This is a genomic window from Comamonas sp. wu1-DMT (assembly GCF_040187805.1).
Taxonomy (GTDB): domain Bacteria; phylum Pseudomonadota; class Gammaproteobacteria; order Burkholderiales; family Burkholderiaceae_C; genus Comamonas; species Comamonas thiooxydans.
In genome coordinates this window covers 114,068-130,550 of sequence record NZ_JBANEM010000002.1, presented here as the reverse complement: position 1 = coordinate 130,550, position 16,483 = coordinate 114,068, and the positions used below count along the sequence as shown (strand labels likewise).

The window sequence follows — 16,483 nt, the reverse complement described above, 5'->3', positions numbered from 1 at the left end:
ATCTATGGATCGAGCCGCTTTCTCCTTTCGGAGAAAGCGCTTTTCTTTCATGGCAGCTGACTCGGAACCGTCCAGGTGAAGCCCAGATTGGAGATGCCGCTGACAAGGCTCTTGAAGTCCGCCAGGCCAGGGGTTCCAACCTGCGGCTCCAGCCAGAACGGGTGGAAGAAGAACGAGGCATAGCCGTCACGCACCGTCTTCACATACTGGGCATTGGTGAGAATGTCCTGCCATGTGTAGTTGAAGGAGGAGGTCGGATCGATCAGGTGGATGTCGTATTCGATGTTCCCCAGGCTTTCCGGCAGCACTTTCTGCCCGTAGTAGTCGGTCTGGATGGGGTAGGGGAAGATCTGGCCCACGGCAAAATCCTTCTCCACCGATGCAGTGAAATTGGGCTTGTCTGCGGTGTAGTACACCACGCGTTGATAAGTCTTGGGGAAGACCTGCGTACTGGCCTTGGATGCCAGCGCCGAGCCCTGGTAGTGTGGGGTTTCCCATGCTGTAGCGCGATATCCATTGAGAGACAACTCCAGCAGACCGGCTCGATAGCGTCCCAACGCCCAGGTGGTCGAGTCTTCCGGCACGGGCTTGTTGTTGACAATGTCCCAGAACTCGTAGTCATCGCCACTCACTGCCGTATAGCGGTTGCGCACATTGCTGTACTGGTGCGTGTAGCCATGCATCACGATTTCGCCGCCGCGCACCAGTGCATAGTTGAGAGCTCTCTTCAGATTGGTCGCCAGTGACATTGGCACCTGCATCGGCACTCCCGAGTTGTACACGCCAAGAGGATCTTTGTAGTACGGAATGGTCGCAATCGAAAACGGGATCCGTTGCTGGTAGAGGTAGTCCGTCAGTGATTTCATTGCCGTCACACTGACCAAGGCGCTCACATCTTCAAGGCGGACCATGGCCTTGTGGCTTTCGGCATGGTTCACCCCCAGCATGTCATGCAGCATGTCTGCCAGCACGAGATAGCGATCGCGTGGCCCGATATAGCTGAACGGCAGATCCGCGACATACCAGAAGTTGCCCGACCTCACTACATAGGGCGCCTGCTCGCCGGTCTTGGGATTGGACATGGAAACCAGGTTCTGGGCCTTGGTGGTGTCGGTGATGGCCGTCAGCCCCACATCGGGATCCGCATTCACGGCGCCAGTGCTGCTGTCGTATGCATAGTATTTGACAAAGGGCAGGTTTTTGTAGGTGATGGTGTCGAAGAACCCCGGTGTGGTGTTGCTTGAGGTTGGTGCGGCATTGAGTCCGCGAAGCGCTGTCAGGTTGAAGCCATAGCGGGACTGGAAGCCGTAGGCCGGATCCCAGGCAAACTGCCAGATGTTGTACTTGAACCAGACTATGGTCTTGGCAGAGCTGGCGGCATCGGTCATGAAGGCGGCAGGAACCGGGTTGTCGTAATACGAGCCTAGATAGAACGTGGCGTCGTAGCCGCTGAGCTGGCCTGCCGTGTAGTTCTGCACCGCGACCATATCGACCTTGCTGTCGAAATGTCCGAGCAGATTGCGCAGCATGATGGCATAGCTCATGCCGAGCTTGGTGTAGGCCGTATTGGGCGGCGCGTCATAAAGGATCAGTGTGCGCGGACCTGTTTGCGCAAAAGCGCCAGGGCTCGCAAAGAGCATGGCTAGCAGCCATGCCCCAAGAAGGCGTCCTAGGGTTTTCATGAGACTCTCCTGAGATCAGTACACGGTGAGGTCTATTGCTGCTGGCCACGGGATGGATTGCCCGGATTGGGCTTGCCTTTCGGCGGATTGCCGGGGGAGGGGTTGCCGGGTTTGATAGGCGGCTCATCCAGCGTGTCATCCCGTGTGAAATCCTTCTTGAAATGTCCTTTGTGGTGATGCGCACGTTCGTTGCGCTTGCGCTCTTCGGGGGCTGCGCCTGCGTCCATGCGGATCTGGGAGGCCCCAGGCGGCAATGGCGGCGGCATGACGTTCGAGGCCAGGGTCCAGTTGGCCCAGGTCAGCAGTGCCAGCGCGAGCAGCGCGCGCGTAGCCTGCCTTTGATCATGGGAGTGCATGAGAGCCTCCTTTCTGGAGGGCAGAAAGAAAAAGTGCAAACAACACCATCTCCACAAACTCTAGAAATGGCGATGGGTCGGGCCTTAGAGGCGTGCCATCTCAAAATACCAAGGCGGCACGTAGAAACACGCCTTTCCCTCTTTCGTCCCCGGCAAGCCGGGCGCGATACTGCAGGGAGAGGTCGAGGTAGGAGCGAGGTGCATGGTCACGGTCCTCGCGGAACCAGAAACGCATGCTCACACCAACGCCAGCGCCCACCGAGCTTTGCTTGCCCGAGGCTGTGCGTTCAGAGTTGTAATCAGCGCCCAGGACTGCATGCGGAAACAGCACCAGTCTTGAGTCGCTCCCCCCCCATTCGGAAACTGCGCCCTGCTTGGGCTTCGAAAGTCGCGTAGTTCTGCTTGCGATGAATGAAGCGACCTACTTCGGCATACATATTGAACGTGTTCCAGCTGGGCACATCCACGCGCAGGTCGGTACCCATGCCGCCCGAATATCCCATGCGCAGCAACCAGTCGTTGCTGGACAGCGAGCCGATGCGCACGCGCCGTTCGGCCGCGAGTATGAGGTTGTGATCGCTCAGCGGCTTGGCACGAATACCGACGGCACCCTGGGTGGTCTCTCCGCCCGTGGGCACATCGTGGCGGCTGTAGACCGTTTGAGCAGCGCCGCCGTACAGCTCCCAGAAGCGGCCGTCGCCGAACTTCTGCGGGCGCCAGTACACCTCGCTGACGAGCTGGGCCACGTCGCCATAGAGGCCGGGCTGGGCGCCCGCCGCGCCCAGGGAAATGCCTCGATAGCCCAGCAAGGTGTTGATGCCCCAGGAGCGGTCCCGGTCGGCAACTTCACGTCGTGTCTCATATTGCTGCTGCGACGTCATGGCGAGCCGGCCTTCATGCGCAGCGGCAATGGCCTGCTTGAAGTAGTCGATGGACTGATCGTTCTCGGCCAGCCTGCTGGCAGCGTAGGCGCCATCGCGCAGCGCCGTGTCCGGCAGACGGCTCTGGTCCCGTGCGCGGTTGAAGATGGACAAGGCACTGCGATCGTCCCCCACGCGAATGGCCAGATAGGCCAGATTGGGGTCGGCGCTTTGCTGCAGCTCAGGCTCCGAGACAGCCTGGGCAAAGCGTGCAGCAGCCTCGTCTCGCCGCCCCAGCTGAAGCAGCAGATCCACCTCGCTGGACAGGGACAGGCCGCCCATTTGCAATGCCGTCCGTGCGTCGGCGTTGGCGGCCTCGGTTATGCCCTGCTCGTGGCGCAGACGACTGCGCAAGGCCAGCACTTCGGCTGCATCGGGCTGTAGCTGCAGTGTTTGATCGACCTCCTCAAGCGCCTGCGTCTTTTGGCCTGCAGCCAGCAATGCCTGAAGGCGAAGCTGACGGTAGGGTAGATGTCCGGGGTTGAGCTGCACGGCCGCCCCGGCCTTTTCTGCCGCCAAAGCATATTGCCCATCGCTGTAGGCTTGATAGGCCTCATGGGCGACTTTGTATGCCGGGTCTGGCGCTTCCTGCCCGGGCCAGATTTCGCAGCCGGGCACATCGCCGGCGCTGAAGCAGTTGACCAGGGGCAGTGGCAGCTCGTAGCTGCGTGACATGGTTGAGGAGCGCAGGGTTTTGAGCTGCTCTCGGCGGCTGCTGATGTCGGCATTGCTGTCCGTCTCCAGCGCCTGCACAAGCCGCTGGGCTCGTTCTGTCTGGCCGGCTGCCAGCGCTGCATCCAGGGCTATCACGCCGTAGTTCTGCCGCTCCGACCGCGACAGGTGGGGGGCGGCAAGCGCTGCGTCGAAAGCCTGTTCGGAGGACATGCCGCGACCTTGGACATGCAGGGCCACGCCCTGCAGTACCTGCAGTGCAGGATCATGCTGCAGCGCCAGCCCTTGCTCTGCCACACGCTGCGCCTGGGCCGCCTGTCCATCCTGAAGCAGCAAGCCCAGCCACTGAAGCCGGGGAGCCAGTGCATCCGGCGCTATTCGGACGCTGGTCTCTGCATACCTGAGGGCCTTGACCATGTCGCCTTGCTCGCGTGCCTGCAAGGCCTGCTCGAAGGGCCGCAGAGCTCGGCGCTGACGTATGGATGTGCGCAGCATCTGCCAATCGGAGTCCGACTGCAGCTGCTTGACCTTGTCCAGCCTTGTTGCCCGGGCTTCGGCCTCGTCGAAGCGCCCGTTCTCGACGAGCAGGTAGACCAGCAGGCGCTGATAGTCCAGACGCCCGGGGGCCGCAGCTACGGCCTGCCTTGCCAGAGGCAAGGCCGTGGCGAAGTCGCGCCGCTCGGTGGCGGCATAGGCCTGGCTGGCCTTGGCGTAACCCGCAGGCATGGACTGTGTTGCCGGGCTCTTGCGCGGGCGAGGCGTGGTGTCCGCTGTCGAGGTGGCTGCCTTTGTCGGCTCTGGTGCTGTCGCTGCTGAAGGCGCGGCTGTGCCTGGCGTCTTCGGTGGCTCCTTGGCCGCAGGAGCGGGCAGGGCTTGAGACTCGGGCTGTCTGGCCGGAACGGCTCCCTGATGCATATCGCGCAGAGCCTGGGCCAGACGCGCATCGCCAGGGTGGCGCTGAAGCTGAGCCTTCAGCACAGCTTCGGCCTGTGCGGGTTGGCCAAAGCGGCGATGGGCTGCCGCCAATTGCAGGGCGATCTCGGTGTTGTCCGGTGCCAGACGCTGAGCCTGCTGCAGCTCGGCGATGGCGCGCTGGCCATCGCCGCGCGCCATGGCCTCATACGCCTTGTCGATCCGTGGATAGACCTGAAAGCGCTGTCTGGGAGTGATATCCGGACCTAGATCCACCGTCTGCGCCAGACCATCGTATGGGGTGGCGCATGCCAGGGAAAGAACCAGAATAGGACGAGAAAGCTTCATATATTGGCACCTAAGCAACGGACACGATCGGGGCGGCATCAAGGCGGCGCAAAAGTTGCGCCATGGTGACCTGCAGCTGTTGCTGCAGTCGCAGTGCTTCATCCAGCGTAGCCTGCGTCAACGCCCCCTGGTTCACCAGGAACAGGCCCAGGCTGTCATCGCTTTGCTCATGTCTTAGCAGCAAGGCATTCAGCACGGCTGTGTCGATGCGGCCCAGGGCCTGAAGCACTTCGCCCAGCATCAGCTGCCGCGACACATAGAATTTCCACAGCTCTTTCGCCTGTTCGGCGGATACGCGTTTGCGCTCCACGGCCCAGGCCAGCAGTTCGCGAGCCGGCTCCCCATGCTGTCTTGCATACAGACGCCGCAGCTCGACCGTGACCTCTCCCTTGGGGGCAATGAGGTAGCGCACGGGCCTCTCCAGCTTGCGCTCCAGGGCTGCATGCGAGACCGGGTCTATGACCGACTCGCTGGCCAGGATCAGTGTTTTTCCCTCCTCGCGCAGCGGCACCACGCTGTAATGCAGTGCCAGATGTGCCGGCAGCAGTGCCGCGATCTCGTCGGAGATCAGACGCTCTCCCAGAAATTCCCATGAAACGCCAGCCTGCTGGGCAACTGCAGCGGCCAGCTGTGCGGTGCTGATCAGGTCCTTGTGCACCAGCGCACTGCCCAGGCGCAAGCCGGGAGTGGGGCGCAGCAGCGCTTCCTGCAGCTGGCTCTCTGTCAGGGCACCTTGTGCGATCAGTATCTGTCCCAGGGGCTGGCGCAGTCTGGGTCCCTCTCCCAGCATGGGGAAGTCATGATCGGTCTTGGCCCAGGCCATGCGCCGGATATCCTTGGCCTGCAGCGCCTGGGCGATGGCCCGCCAGTTGGCCAGAAAGTTCACCAAATTGCCCCATAGTAGGCGCGGAAGCGACATCAATCCCTGGACGATGCCGTAGTAGCTGGTGACGAAGAACATGCGCTGGGCAATGCGGTTGAGCATCAGCACGAAGTTCGCTGCCAGCAGCGCATACAGCCACCAGTCGCCCTGGAAGATGGAGAGAAACCGGTAGCTGTCCGGTACCAGGCGCTGGTAGAGCCAGATGGCAATCAGCTGCATCGCCAGCAGCATGGCCAGAAAGCTGGCGAAATTGGTGAGAGCACCCTTGCGGTCGCGCCAGAGAAAATAGTTCAGCACACCGCTTTGGGTCCAGCGCAGGGTCTTGAAACCCTGGATCACGATGCCCGTGATCCAGCGGGACTTCTGTCGCACCGCCGCATTCAGCGTATCGGGGAAGAACTCCCGCACGCAGATGACGCTGGCTTCACGCGCGCTGCGCCCGTGTCGGCGTGGCTGGTCGGGATCGGTAGGCTGGTCCGCGTCATGCACGGGAAAGCGCACGAAGATCTCGCGCATGCCCAGCTGCTTGAGCCGGAAACCGATGTCGTAGTCCTCGGTCAGGCTCTGGGTATCGAAGGCTACGCCATCGCCCATCTCCAGCAGCGCCGTGATGGCGCGGCGGCTGAAGCAGGTGCCGACCCCGGCGCTGGGCACCTGACCCACCAGGGCCTCGCGCACCACGATGTCCTTGGCATGCAGCTCGGCAAACTCGTCCAGATAATGCCCGCCGGTGAATTCGCGCAGCGGCCGCTCCAGGGGGTAGACCGGCAGCTGGATCAGATCCTTGCGATCCACGAGAAAGTTGAACAGTCTCAGCTCCAACCTGGACAGCACGTCTTCCGAGTCATGCAGGATGAAGCCTGCAAACTCTATGCCCGAGCGCTGCTCGAACTGGAAGATGGCATCGAGCACATTGTTGAGACAGTCGGCCTTGCTGGTCGGCCCGGGGCGTGCGCAGACCACGCTGTGCACATTCGGGAAATGGGCTCTTACCTGCTCCACATCGGCGTGGGTCTGGGGGTCGTTGGGGTAGGTGCCGATGAAGATGTGGTAGTTCTCATAGTCCAGCGTGGTTGCCGCCAGCTGCGCCATCTTGCCGATCACGCCATGCTCCTGCCATGCGGGCACCATGATGGCCAGCGGCTTCTCGTCCACACCGAGCAAGGCCTTGTGATTCATCTGCTCGTGGCGCGAATACACGGTCAGTGCACGCCAGGTGCGCCGCCCCCAGTAAAAGAGGTCGATGAACAGATCGTCCAGTCCGCTGATGAAGATCACCACCGCAATGACGATGGCGATGCTCTTGAGCACATAGAGGTATCCGGTGAACAGGTCAAGCCAGGACATGGCGCGTCCTTTCAGCGGCTTTCTGTGCCAGGCCTGCGTGATCAGGCCTCAGCATCTGGTGCAGTCTTTTCTCGGTGCGCTGTGCTGCAGTCCCGTCACCAAAGGGGTTGCTGCTGGCCTGCATGCTCCGGTAGGCAGCATCGTCATGCATCAGGTGGCGCACGGACTGAACGATCCTGCTTCTGTCGGCTCCGACCAAAGCGGCGCAGCCGGCTTCCAGCACCTCGGGACGCTCGGTCTCGTCGCGCAAGACCAGCACCGGTACCTTGAAGGTTGGCGCCTCTTCCTGCAGTCCGCCGGAATCGGTCAGCACCAGCCAGGCATCGGCCAGGGCCTGCTGCATGGCCAGGTAATCCAGAGGCTCCGTCAGCTTGACATTGGGAAGTCCGCCCAGCAGCCGGTGTACCGGCTCCTTGACCACCGGATTGAGGTGAACCGGGAACAGCACCGGCATCTGGGGAAACTCGCGCGCGATCTCGGCAATCGCTTCGCACACATGGTCCACATCGGGGCCCCAGTTCTCTCGCCTGTGCATGGTCACTAGAATATGGCCTCGGCCCTGCATGCGGCGGTGGATGTGGTGATGCTGGCTGGCCCAGAGCTGGGCATCGACGACGGTGTTGCCGGTGAGCTCGATCTTTTCCTTGGCCACGTTTTCGCGCTCCAGCGCCTGCTGGGCCCTCGGGGTGGGGGCCAGATGCAGGCTGGCGATGCGCCCTTGCCGCAGGCCTTCCTCCGGAAAAGGTCGGTGCAGGTTGTAGGTGCGCAGGCCGGCTTCGACATGGACGACAGGTACCTTGAGATAGAAGCCGGCCAATGCACCCTGAAACGCGCTCTCTGTGTCGCCTTGAACGATCACTGCCTCACAGCTCGTATCCGTCAGCACGGACTCCAGCTGAACCCGGCAGCCCGTGGCGAATTCCAGCAGTGAACTTCCTTGCCTTTGCAGCACATGATCGGGCTGGATATGAAAGCAATCCAGCATTTGCGCGGCCATGTCGCCATGCTGGCCGGTATGAAGCCAGATGGGGCGAGCCCAGTGCGTCTGCTGTAGGGCGTGATAGACAGGGGCCAGCTTGATGATTTCGGGCCTGGTCCCGGACACGATGAGCAACTGCGCGATGTCTGGCTTGGCGTGAAGAGCCTCGGAGTCCTGATTCATTGCGTTCTCCCTTTGAGTCAATTGGTATCAGACGTTCTTCATTCGTACCTGCTCAAAATCATCTTTCACGCTCTGCTTCGGGTATGTCAGCCAGCTCCTCGTGCTGGTCGCCATTGGTGCCGGCTTTATCTGCTGCATGAGCGGCGCAGCCGCATCGGCGGGCTAACCGTCTCTGGCAGCCGTGACCAGTCGCTCGGCACAGCGGCTGGCCTGATCGCCATCCTGCGCCTCCACCATCACATGCAGCAGCGGCTCCGTGCCGCTGTGACGCACCAGCACACGCCCGGTAGAGCCCAGCTCGGCCTCGACCTGTGCCTGCACTCGTGCCAGCAAGGCATTGCTGCGCCAATCCCGGTCTGGCGACCAGTGCACATTGAGCAATGCCTGAGGGTAGAGCTGCACCGGCAGCAGCCATTGCGATAGCGTGCGGCCGGTGCGCACGCAGGCCTGCAATATCTGCAGCGCATTCACCAGACCGTCGCCCGTGCTGTGCCGGTCCAGTATCAGCAGATGGCCCGACCCCTCGCCGCCGAAGGTCCAGCCCCTGCGGCTGAGCTCCTCAAGCACGTATCGGTCGCCGACCTTGGTGCGCATGAAGTCCACATCCAGCACCCCGAATGCCCGCTCCACCGCCATATTCGTCATCAGCGTGCCGACGGCGCCCGCAATGCTCTCGTCATGCTCCAGGCGGTCGGCGACGATCAGGTACAGCAACTCGTCCCCGTTATAGAGCCGGCCGGCGGCATCGACGACCAGCAGGCGATCCGCATCGCCATCCAGGGCGATGCCGAAATCCGCACCGCAACCGGAAACAGTCGTGGCCAGGAGCTCGGGATGTGCGGCTCCGGCCCCCTGGTTGATGTTCATGCCATCGGGAGCGCAGCCTATGGCCACCACTTCGGCACCGAGTTCATGCAAGACCATGGGCGCTATCTGATAGGCCGCACCATGGCCGGCATCGACCACGATCTTCAGCCCTCGCAAGGTGAACGCATGGTCGCAAGTGCTCTTGCAAAACTCTATATAGCGGCCGGCGGCGTCATCCAGGAGCTGGGTTTTTCCGAGTGCGATTGCCGGGACCCAATGCGGCTCATCCAGCAGCATTTGCTCGACTGCTACCTCCCAGACATAGGGCAGTTTGGTGCCTTTGGCACTGAAGAATTTGATGCCGTTGTCCTCGAAGGTGTTGTGGCTGGCGCTGATGACCACTCCCAGACTGGCACGCAAGGCCCGCGTGAGATAGGCCACTCCCGGTGTTGGCAGCGTCCCAAGCAGCACCACATCCACTCCAGACGAATTGAAGCCCGACACCAAGGCGCTTTCGAGCATGTGACCCGAGATACGCGTGTCCTTGCCAATCAGCACCGTCGGGCGCTCTTCGTTGCGATGAAGCATTCGTCCGACGACATGGGCGAGATGCAGAGCGAAGTCCGGCGTGATGGGGAAATACCCAGCCCGCCCGCGGATTCCGTCGGTACCGAAATATTGGCGTCTCATATCCATGATGATCACCTGTGCCTGAATACATTCATCGAACGGGATGGGTTTCCGGGTCCGGTCAATTATTTATGGGGACAACACTGTCGAAATATTAAAAACTATTGATTTATTTTTTTCATAGTTTCACTAGCAAAAACAATCCGAACAAGAATGCAGCGTAAAAAGAAACATCTTTTTACGCCATGAATATCTGGATGCTGAATTGGGGTTTTATACACAATATTTAAGGTATTTCGCTTGCCGGTCGAGACTGCTTTGCATTGCCGTCAACCCTAGCGTCAGGCGGCTTGCCGAAGCCCAGCCCGCAATAGCTTTGCTTGTCACGCAGTCATATGCCGCTCTCGGCAGTGCGGCTTCTCGCAGGCGTGAAGGCTTCTCATTGAGAATATCGGTGCCTTTGTTTTCGGATCGCTTGTGGCATGCCTGGTCAGGAGTGGGCGATGGTCCTATCTGCGCCAGTTAATCGCAGCCGGAATATCGATGCAGGAAAGAGATTGCGGCTGAAAACAATAAATCGTGAGGCCGGCTCTGTGTTTACTGTTATTCAATTGGGAGCACAGAGATTTTGTGCCGCTTTATGGATTGGGGCTGCTGCTGAGTTGAATCGTTTCAAATCGAGCAGGTTTGACTCGCGATGCGATGGCTGTGGCCGGGCGGCGTGCCGCCCAAGCCAGCTGGCAATGCCATGGCAGCGGCAGGGGGGCGCCGTTGGCAGATGCCCTAGGCAGCGGCGAGGCCGTGGTATCTTTGGCCTCCTTGTTCCTAGATATTCCGAGACTGGTCCATGCTTGCCAAACGCATCATTCCCTGCCTTGACGTGACCGGCGGCCGCGTGGTCAAGGGCGTCAATTTTCTGGAGCTGCGCGATGCGGGCGATCCGGTGGAAATTGCCGCACGCTACAACGCCCAGGGTGCAGACGAGCTGACTTTTTTGGACATCACGGCCACCAGCGATGGCCGTGACCTGATTCTGCCCATCATCGAGGCCGTGGCTTCGCAGGTCTTTATTCCGCTGACCGTGGGCGGTGGCGTGCGCAGCGTGGAAGATGTTCGCCGCCTGCTCAATGCCGGAGCCGACAAGACCAGCTTCAACTCCGCCGCCATTGCCAACCCGGACACCATCAATGCCTGCAGCGACAAGTACGGCGCGCAATGCATCGTGGTGGCCATCGACGCCAAGCGCCGAACTCCCGAGGACGAGCAGCGCATCGGCCCCGGCGGCACGCCCATGGGGCCGGGCTGGGATGTGTACAGCCACGGCGGCCGCAAGAATGTGGGGCTGGATGTGGTGCGCTGGGCCGAAGAGATGGCCAGGCGCGGTGCCGGCGAGATCCTGCTGACCAGCATGGACAAGGATGGCACCAAGAGCGGCTTCGATCTGAAGCTCACGCGTGCCGTGGCCGATGCCGTGGCCGTGCCCGTGATCGCCTCGGGCGGTGTCGGCAATCTCGAAGATCTGGCCGATGGCGTGACCATTGGCGGCGCCGATGCCGTGCTGGCTGCCAGCATCTTCCACTATGGCGAGTACACCGTGCAGCAGGCCAAGGAATGCATGCGCGCGCGCGGCATTCCCGTGCGTCTCTAAAGTTGTTTTGAGAGCGGCTTGCGCAGGCTACAAGCGGCTTTCCATATGTTTTATGGTTGATGTTGGCTGCCGGCCTGCGCTGGCAGCTATACAAAGCAAAGGTCTGCAATGAGCTGGCTCGATCAAGTCAAATGGGATGCGCAGGGTCTGGTGCCCGTGATTGCGCAGGAGCAAAGCAGCGGCGACGTGGTCATGTTTGCCTGGATGAACCGCGAGGCACTGGAAAAGACCGCCGAGCTGGGGCGTGCCGTCTACTTCAGCCGCTCGCGCAACAAGCTGTGGTTCAAGGGCGAGGAGTCCGGCCATGTGCAGACCGTGCACGAGATGCGCATCGACTGCGACAACGACGTGGTTTTGCTCAAGATCACGCAAGAGGGGCATGATCCCGGTATTGCCTGCCATACCGGCCGCCACTCCTGCTTTTACAGCGTTTTCAAGGACGGACAGTGGCTTGCTGTCGATCCGGTCTTGAAAGATCCTGCTTCCATCTACAAATAAAGTCATGTCTGAACAAAACACCGCGTCGGTCGAGGGCGCACTGGCCCGTCTGGCCGCCGTGATCGAAAGCCGCAAGGTCGCCAATGGTGGCGACCCTGAAAAAAGCTATGTCGCGCGCCTGCTGCACAAGGGGCCTGACGCCTTTCTGAAGAAGATCGGCGAAGAGGCCACCGAAGTCGTCATGGCCGCCAAGGATGTCGATCATGGCGCGGACAAGGGCAAGATCCTCTATGAAGTGGCAGATCTGTGGTTTCACTCCATGATTGCGCTGTCGCACTACGGACTGACACCCGCAGAGGTGGTGGCCGAGCTGGAGCGCCGCGAGGGCACCAGCGGTCTGGAGGAAAAAGCCCTGCGCAAGGCCCAGGAACGCGCTGCTCAGGAAGGGGCGGCCAAGCAATAAGGAGGAAGCGCATGAATGACGATCGCGACATTATCGATGTAAATAGCAGCAGCTCTACCGAGGTCGAGGGCCTGAAGGCCTGGGGCTGGGTCAGCTATCTGCTGCACCTGGTCGTGGCCGTGGCCGCCGTGCTACCGGGCGCGCAGGTCAGTGTGCTGCTGTTGCTGATTGCAGTCGTCATCGATCTGGTCAAGCGCGATGATGCGCGCGGCACCTGGCAGGAGAGCCATTTTTCCTGGCGGTTGCGCAGCGTGCTCTGGGCCATCGTTCTCTATGCGGTGACTTTCCCGTTCTTCCTGCTGGGCCTCTTGATCTTCAACCCCGCCTGGGTGTTGATCTCCATCTGGTTCCTCTACCGCATCGTCAGCGGCATGATCGCCATGAACAAGAATCGCGCGATCCAGCCCTGAACCGCACTTGCCAGACACCTAAGCCCCCGCTTTACGGCCGGGGCTTTTTTTGTTTTTGCAAGCGGTTGTGCTGCGCTGCAACAGATTCGGGGTGGCAGGCTGACACGAGTGCAGGGCCTGTGCAATGCTCGCTGTGCTGGATAAGCTCCACGACTTGCGCAGATTCGGATCGGGCATGGTGTTTTGTCCATGGATATGCCCGCTGTGCATTCTTTGTTTGCGTGAGTCCCAAGCCCCTTGCTTGGTTCATCAACCCTCACAGGATCGTGCCATGGCTACAGAGACTTCCCACACCCTCAACCTTGCCCTGCAGGGCGGGGGATCGCATGGTGCGCTGACCTGGGGCGTGCTGGATGCATTGCTGGACGATGACGGACTGATCTTCGAAGGCATCAGTGGCACCAGCGCCGGTGCCATGAATGCCGTGGCGCTGGCCCATGGTTTCGCGCAGGCGGCCGCGCAGGAAAAGAAAGTGGACGATGCCCGTTACCTGGGACGGCAGCTGGCGCGCCAGTCTCTGCGCGAGCTGTGGGAGGGCGTGGGCACCATGGGCAGCGTGGGCAAGATGTTCTGGGCCGCACCGTTGCCGGGCAGCAAGCAGTTCATGGGCGTGCTCAACCAGTTTCTGTCGCCCTATCAGACCAATCCGCTCAATATCAACCCGCTGCGACAGCTGCTCACCCGGGTGGTGGACTTCGAGACGCTTGCGCATCCCGAGCACCCCAGCGTGGTGCCCAAGCTCTTCATCTGCGCCACCAATGTGCGCACGGGTGCCGGCAAGATCTTCAAAGGCGAGCAGGTGACGGCAGACGCCATCATGGCATCGGCCTGCCTGCCGCAGCTGTTCAAGGCGGTGGAGATTGACGGGGAGTGCTACTGGGACGGCGGGTTCTCGGGCAATCCGGCCCTGTATCCGCTGATCTACGAGACCAGGAGCAGAGATATCCTGCTGGTGCAGATCAATCCCAAGGAGTCCGATGTCTCTCCCGACACGGCCCGCGAGATCATGGATCGCATGAACGAAATCACCTTCAACGCCAGCTTGCTGGCCGAGTTGAGGGCCATCGAGTTCGTGGTCAAGCTGCTGGAGCAAAAGCGCCTGGACCCCGAGCGCTACAAGCATGTGCTGATGCACCGCATCGACGGGGGCTCCGTGCTCAAGCCTTTTGGCGCCTCGAGCAAGGTGCGCGCAGACATGGGCATGGTGCACAAGCTGTTTGAGCTGGGCCGGGTGCGCGGCCAGCAATGGCTGCAGCTCAATCGCGAGCACCTTGGCGTCAAACAGACGCTGCGATTCAACGAGAATATAGGATAGTCCCCTGAGGCGCTTTGCGCCTTCCCCTTCAGGGGATGACGCCATTGTCTGCTTCATGGGCCATGGGCAAGGCAGGGCGCCTGGAATACTGAACTGTCGAGATACAAGAGACCATGCACGACCACGATTACGACCCCCATTGCATTTTCTGCCGCATCGCCAAAGGGGAGATTCCTTCGCGCAAGGTCTATGAAGACGAGGAACTGTTCGCCTTCCATGACATTCACCCGGGTGCGCCCGTGCACTTCCTGGTGATTCCCAAGAAGCACATCCCCTCCATGGCCCAGGTCGGCGCCGAGGATGTGCCCCTGCTGGGTCGCATGATGGCGCTGGCTCCCAAGCTGGCGATGGAGCAGGGCTGCAACCCTTATCCCGATGGCGGTTTCCGCATCGTGGTCAACACCGGCAGCGAAGGCGGGCAGGAAGTGCACCATCTGCACCTGCACGTCATGGGCGGCCCGCGCCCCTGGCTCAAGGGCTGATCCGGCGGCGCAGCGAGCCTGCACGCGGCGATAGAGCTGTGCGCTGCAGGCTTTTTGGGTGATTGATTCGTATCTGTCACAAGCCCCGTCTAAAATGGTTTGCAATTTCTAGGAGATTCTCATGGGCTCGTTTTCTATCTGGCACTGGGCGATCGTGCTGCTCATCGTGGTTCTGGTGTTCGGCACCAAGAAGCTCAAGAACATCGGCTCCGACCTGGGCGGCGCCGTCAAGGGCTTCAAGGACGGCATGAAGGACGGCGCGACTGACGCCGACGCCAACGCTGCGACCGGCCAAGTGGCCAACCAGCAGGCTGCCGAAAAGGCCACCATCGACGTGGAAGCCAAGCAAAAGAGCTGATCGCGGCAGGACTGACATTTAGATGTTTGATATTGGCCTGTCCAAAATGGCGCTGATCGGTGCCGTGGCCCTGGTGGTCATCGGTCCCGAGAAACTGCCGCGCGTGGCCCGCATGGTGGGCACCTTGCTTGGCAGGGCACAGCGCTATGTGTCCGACGTCAAGGCCGAGGTCAACCGCTCCATGGAGCTCGATGAGCTGCGCAAGATGAAGGACACGGTCGAGACTGCCGCGCGGGACGTGGAGTCCAGCATGCGCAATCAGGCCTCCGATCTTGAAAAGGACTGGAGCGATGCGACCAAGGACCTGCGCGACGACTCGAACATGACTTCGGCTTCGTCCTTCGGGTCCTATGACGCAGAAGGTGGCTACACCGGTCTGGATACGCACAGCAGCGTGGTGCCCAGCTATCGCCATCCGCGCAAGAACTGGCGCGTCAAGCGCGGTGCCGTGCCCCAGTGGTACAAGGCCCGTGCCGGGGTACGCAGCAAGGTCCAGTCGGGTGCGGCACGCGTGGCGCGCTTTCGCCCCAAGAAGTTCCATTGAACATGCAGCTCAGCAGCCTGCCGGCCGCAAGGTCGGCCATGGCCGGCCCAAGGGGGTCGGCTCTGCTGCCCGCATGTCGCTCTTTGCCCGTGATCCGCGGGCGTTGTTGTTTCTCAAGCGTGTGGAGCCGATCGGGCTCCGACGCGGTTTTGCACCATGTCCGAACCCTCTAAAGAAGACGAACTCGCCGGCACGGAGCAGCCGTTTGTCCAGCACCTGATGGAGCTGCGTGACCGCCTGCTCTACAGCCTGTATGGCGTTTTGATCGGCGTCGGGCTGCTGATGTTCTGGCCGGGCCCCGATGGCCTGATTGACTTCATCGCCCTGCCCATCAAAGAGCACATGCCGCCCGGCGCCAAGCTGATTGCGGTGGGCGTTTTCTCGCCCTTCTTTGTGCCGCTCAAGGTGCTGATGATGGTGGCCGTGCTGCTGGCGCTGCCCTGGATCATGTACCAGATCTGGGCCTTTGTGGCACCGGGCCTGTACAGCCACGAGAAGAAGTTCGCCCTGCCGCTGATCCTGTTCGGCAGCTTGCTGGCCTATGCCGGCATTGCCTTCGTACAATTCTTTGTGCTGGGCAATATGTTCAAGTTCATCCAGCATTTCACGCCGGCCAGCGTGGCGGCAACACCCGACATCGCCTCGTATGTGGAAGCGATTCTGTCGCTTTACATCGCTTTTGCGGCGGCTTTCCAGGTGCCCATTGTGGTGATGCTGCTGGTGCGCTTTGGCCTGGTGGAGATTGAAAAGCTCAAGGCCTTCCGCGGCTATTTCGTGGTGCTGGCCTTTGTGATTGCGGCCGTCATCACGCCGCCCGATGTGATTTCCCAGCTGGCCCTGGCCTTGCCCATGTGCCTGCTCTACGAGATCGGCATTCTGGGGGCCGGCTGGTTCAGCCGGGTATCGCGTGCGCCCGATGCCGAGGAAGGCACGGGCACGGAGGTGGAAAAATCCACTGACGGCCACTGATCTTCGTTCCCGACCTCCTGCAAAGCCCTTGAAGCGATTCAAGGGCTTTTGTTTTGATAGCTGTCAGAGCTTTACCTGCAAGCGTTAGAGCCGTATTTTTTGATGGTATGTGATGGCCCGCTGCAGCCTGCAACAGG

The 16,483-nt window shown here is 61.1% G+C and carries 16 protein-coding genes; 9 read left to right on the top strand and 7 right to left on the bottom strand.

Features of this window, described 5'->3' with window-relative positions; genetic code table 11:
• Window positions 1-47 precede the first annotated feature (47 nt).
• The 7 genes from V8Z78_RS04695 to glmM form a co-directional block, all read right to left on the bottom strand.
• Window positions 48-1,682 carry a DUF2334 domain-containing protein gene (locus tag V8Z78_RS04695; RefSeq protein ID WP_003062120.1) on the bottom strand — a complete coding sequence of 545 codons (1,635 nt, stop codon included), beginning with the start codon at window positions 1,680-1,682 and terminating at the stop codon, window positions 48-50.
• A 32-nt stretch (window positions 1,683-1,714) separates the two neighbouring features.
• Window positions 1,715-2,038 (bottom strand): hypothetical protein, encoded by a 324-nt coding sequence (locus V8Z78_RS04690; RefSeq protein ID WP_034361340.1) that lies wholly within the window; start codon window positions 2,036-2,038, stop codon window positions 1,715-1,717.
• Window positions 2,039-2,138: 100 nt separating this feature from the next.
• Window positions 2,139-2,369 carry an NfrA family protein gene (locus tag V8Z78_RS04685; protein ID WP_349731001.1) on the bottom strand — a complete coding sequence of 77 codons (231 nt, stop codon included), beginning with the start codon at window positions 2,367-2,369 and terminating at the stop codon, window positions 2,139-2,141.
• On the bottom strand, window positions 2,338-4,890 hold the full coding sequence (locus V8Z78_RS04680) for an NfrA family protein (protein ID WP_349731000.1): 2,553 nt from the start codon (window positions 4,888-4,890) through the stop codon (window positions 2,338-2,340). Before V8Z78_RS04680 ends, V8Z78_RS04685 begins: the two co-directional genes overlap by 32 nt.
• A gap of 10 nt (window positions 4,891-4,900) precedes the next feature.
• The gene (gene nfrB / locus V8Z78_RS04675) at window positions 4,901-7,120 is read right to left on the bottom strand and encodes a cyclic di-3',5'-guanylate-activated glycosyltransferase NfrB (protein ID WP_046461074.1); all 2,220 of its coding nucleotides are present in this window, start codon (window positions 7,118-7,120) and stop codon (window positions 4,901-4,903) included.
• Window positions 7,107-8,282 (bottom strand): non-hydrolyzing UDP-N-acetylglucosamine 2-epimerase, encoded by a 1,176-nt coding sequence (wecB, locus tag V8Z78_RS04670; RefSeq protein WP_349730999.1) that lies wholly within the window; start codon window positions 8,280-8,282, stop codon window positions 7,107-7,109. The genes nfrB and wecB overlap by 14 nt, the downstream gene beginning before the upstream one ends.
• A 162-nt stretch (window positions 8,283-8,444) precedes the next feature.
• Window positions 8,445-9,779 (bottom strand): phosphoglucosamine mutase, encoded by a 1,335-nt coding sequence (glmM, locus tag V8Z78_RS04665; protein ID WP_003062134.1) that lies wholly within the window; start codon window positions 9,777-9,779, stop codon window positions 8,445-8,447.
• 787 nt (window positions 9,780-10,566) lie between these two features.
• On the opposite strand from glmM, the gene hisF reads away from it, so the two are divergent.
• The 9 genes from hisF to tatC all read left to right on the top strand — a co-directional run bounded on the left by hisF (window position 10,567) and on the right by tatC (window position 16,346).
• Window positions 10,567-11,367, top strand: a complete 801-nt coding sequence (hisF, locus tag V8Z78_RS04660; protein ID WP_003058607.1) for an imidazole glycerol phosphate synthase subunit HisF — start codon at window positions 10,567-10,569, stop codon at window positions 11,365-11,367.
• Window positions 11,368-11,433: 66 nt separating this feature from the next.
• Window positions 11,434-11,865 carry a phosphoribosyl-AMP cyclohydrolase gene (hisI, locus tag V8Z78_RS04655; RefSeq protein WP_255432032.1) on the top strand — a complete coding sequence of 144 codons (432 nt, stop codon included), beginning with the start codon at window positions 11,434-11,436 and terminating at the stop codon, window positions 11,863-11,865.
• Between the two features lie 4 nt (window positions 11,866-11,869).
• On the top strand, window positions 11,870-12,268 hold the full coding sequence (locus V8Z78_RS04650) for a phosphoribosyl-ATP diphosphatase (RefSeq protein WP_003062137.1): 399 nt from the start codon (window positions 11,870-11,872) through the stop codon (window positions 12,266-12,268).
• A gap of 11 nt (window positions 12,269-12,279) precedes the next feature.
• Window positions 12,280-12,678, top strand: coding sequence for a DUF4870 family protein (locus V8Z78_RS04645; protein WP_003062140.1), 399 nt, complete (start codon window positions 12,280-12,282; stop codon window positions 12,676-12,678).
• A 271-nt stretch (window positions 12,679-12,949) separates the two neighbouring features.
• Window positions 12,950-13,993, top strand: a complete 1,044-nt coding sequence (locus tag V8Z78_RS04640) for a patatin-like phospholipase family protein (RefSeq protein WP_003062143.1) — start codon at window positions 12,950-12,952, stop codon at window positions 13,991-13,993.
• Between the two features lie 113 nt (window positions 13,994-14,106).
• Window positions 14,107-14,475, top strand: coding sequence for a histidine triad nucleotide-binding protein (locus V8Z78_RS04635; protein ID WP_003062146.1), 369 nt, complete (start codon window positions 14,107-14,109; stop codon window positions 14,473-14,475).
• Window positions 14,476-14,596: 121 nt separating this feature from the next.
• Entirely contained in the window at window positions 14,597-14,833 is a 237-nt protein-coding gene (gene tatA, locus V8Z78_RS04630) for a Sec-independent protein translocase subunit TatA (protein WP_003058595.1), read from the top strand.
• A 22-nt stretch (window positions 14,834-14,855) separates the two neighbouring features.
• On the top strand, window positions 14,856-15,377 hold the full coding sequence (gene tatB / locus V8Z78_RS04625) for a Sec-independent protein translocase protein TatB (RefSeq protein WP_003062149.1): 522 nt from the start codon (window positions 14,856-14,858) through the stop codon (window positions 15,375-15,377).
• 156 nt (window positions 15,378-15,533) lie between these two features.
• Window positions 15,534-16,346: a twin-arginine translocase subunit TatC gene (tatC, locus tag V8Z78_RS04620; protein WP_034361342.1), complete on the top strand. Its 813-nt coding sequence runs from the start codon at window positions 15,534-15,536 to the stop codon at window positions 16,344-16,346.
• The last annotated feature ends 137 nt before the right edge of the window (window positions 16,347-16,483 follow it).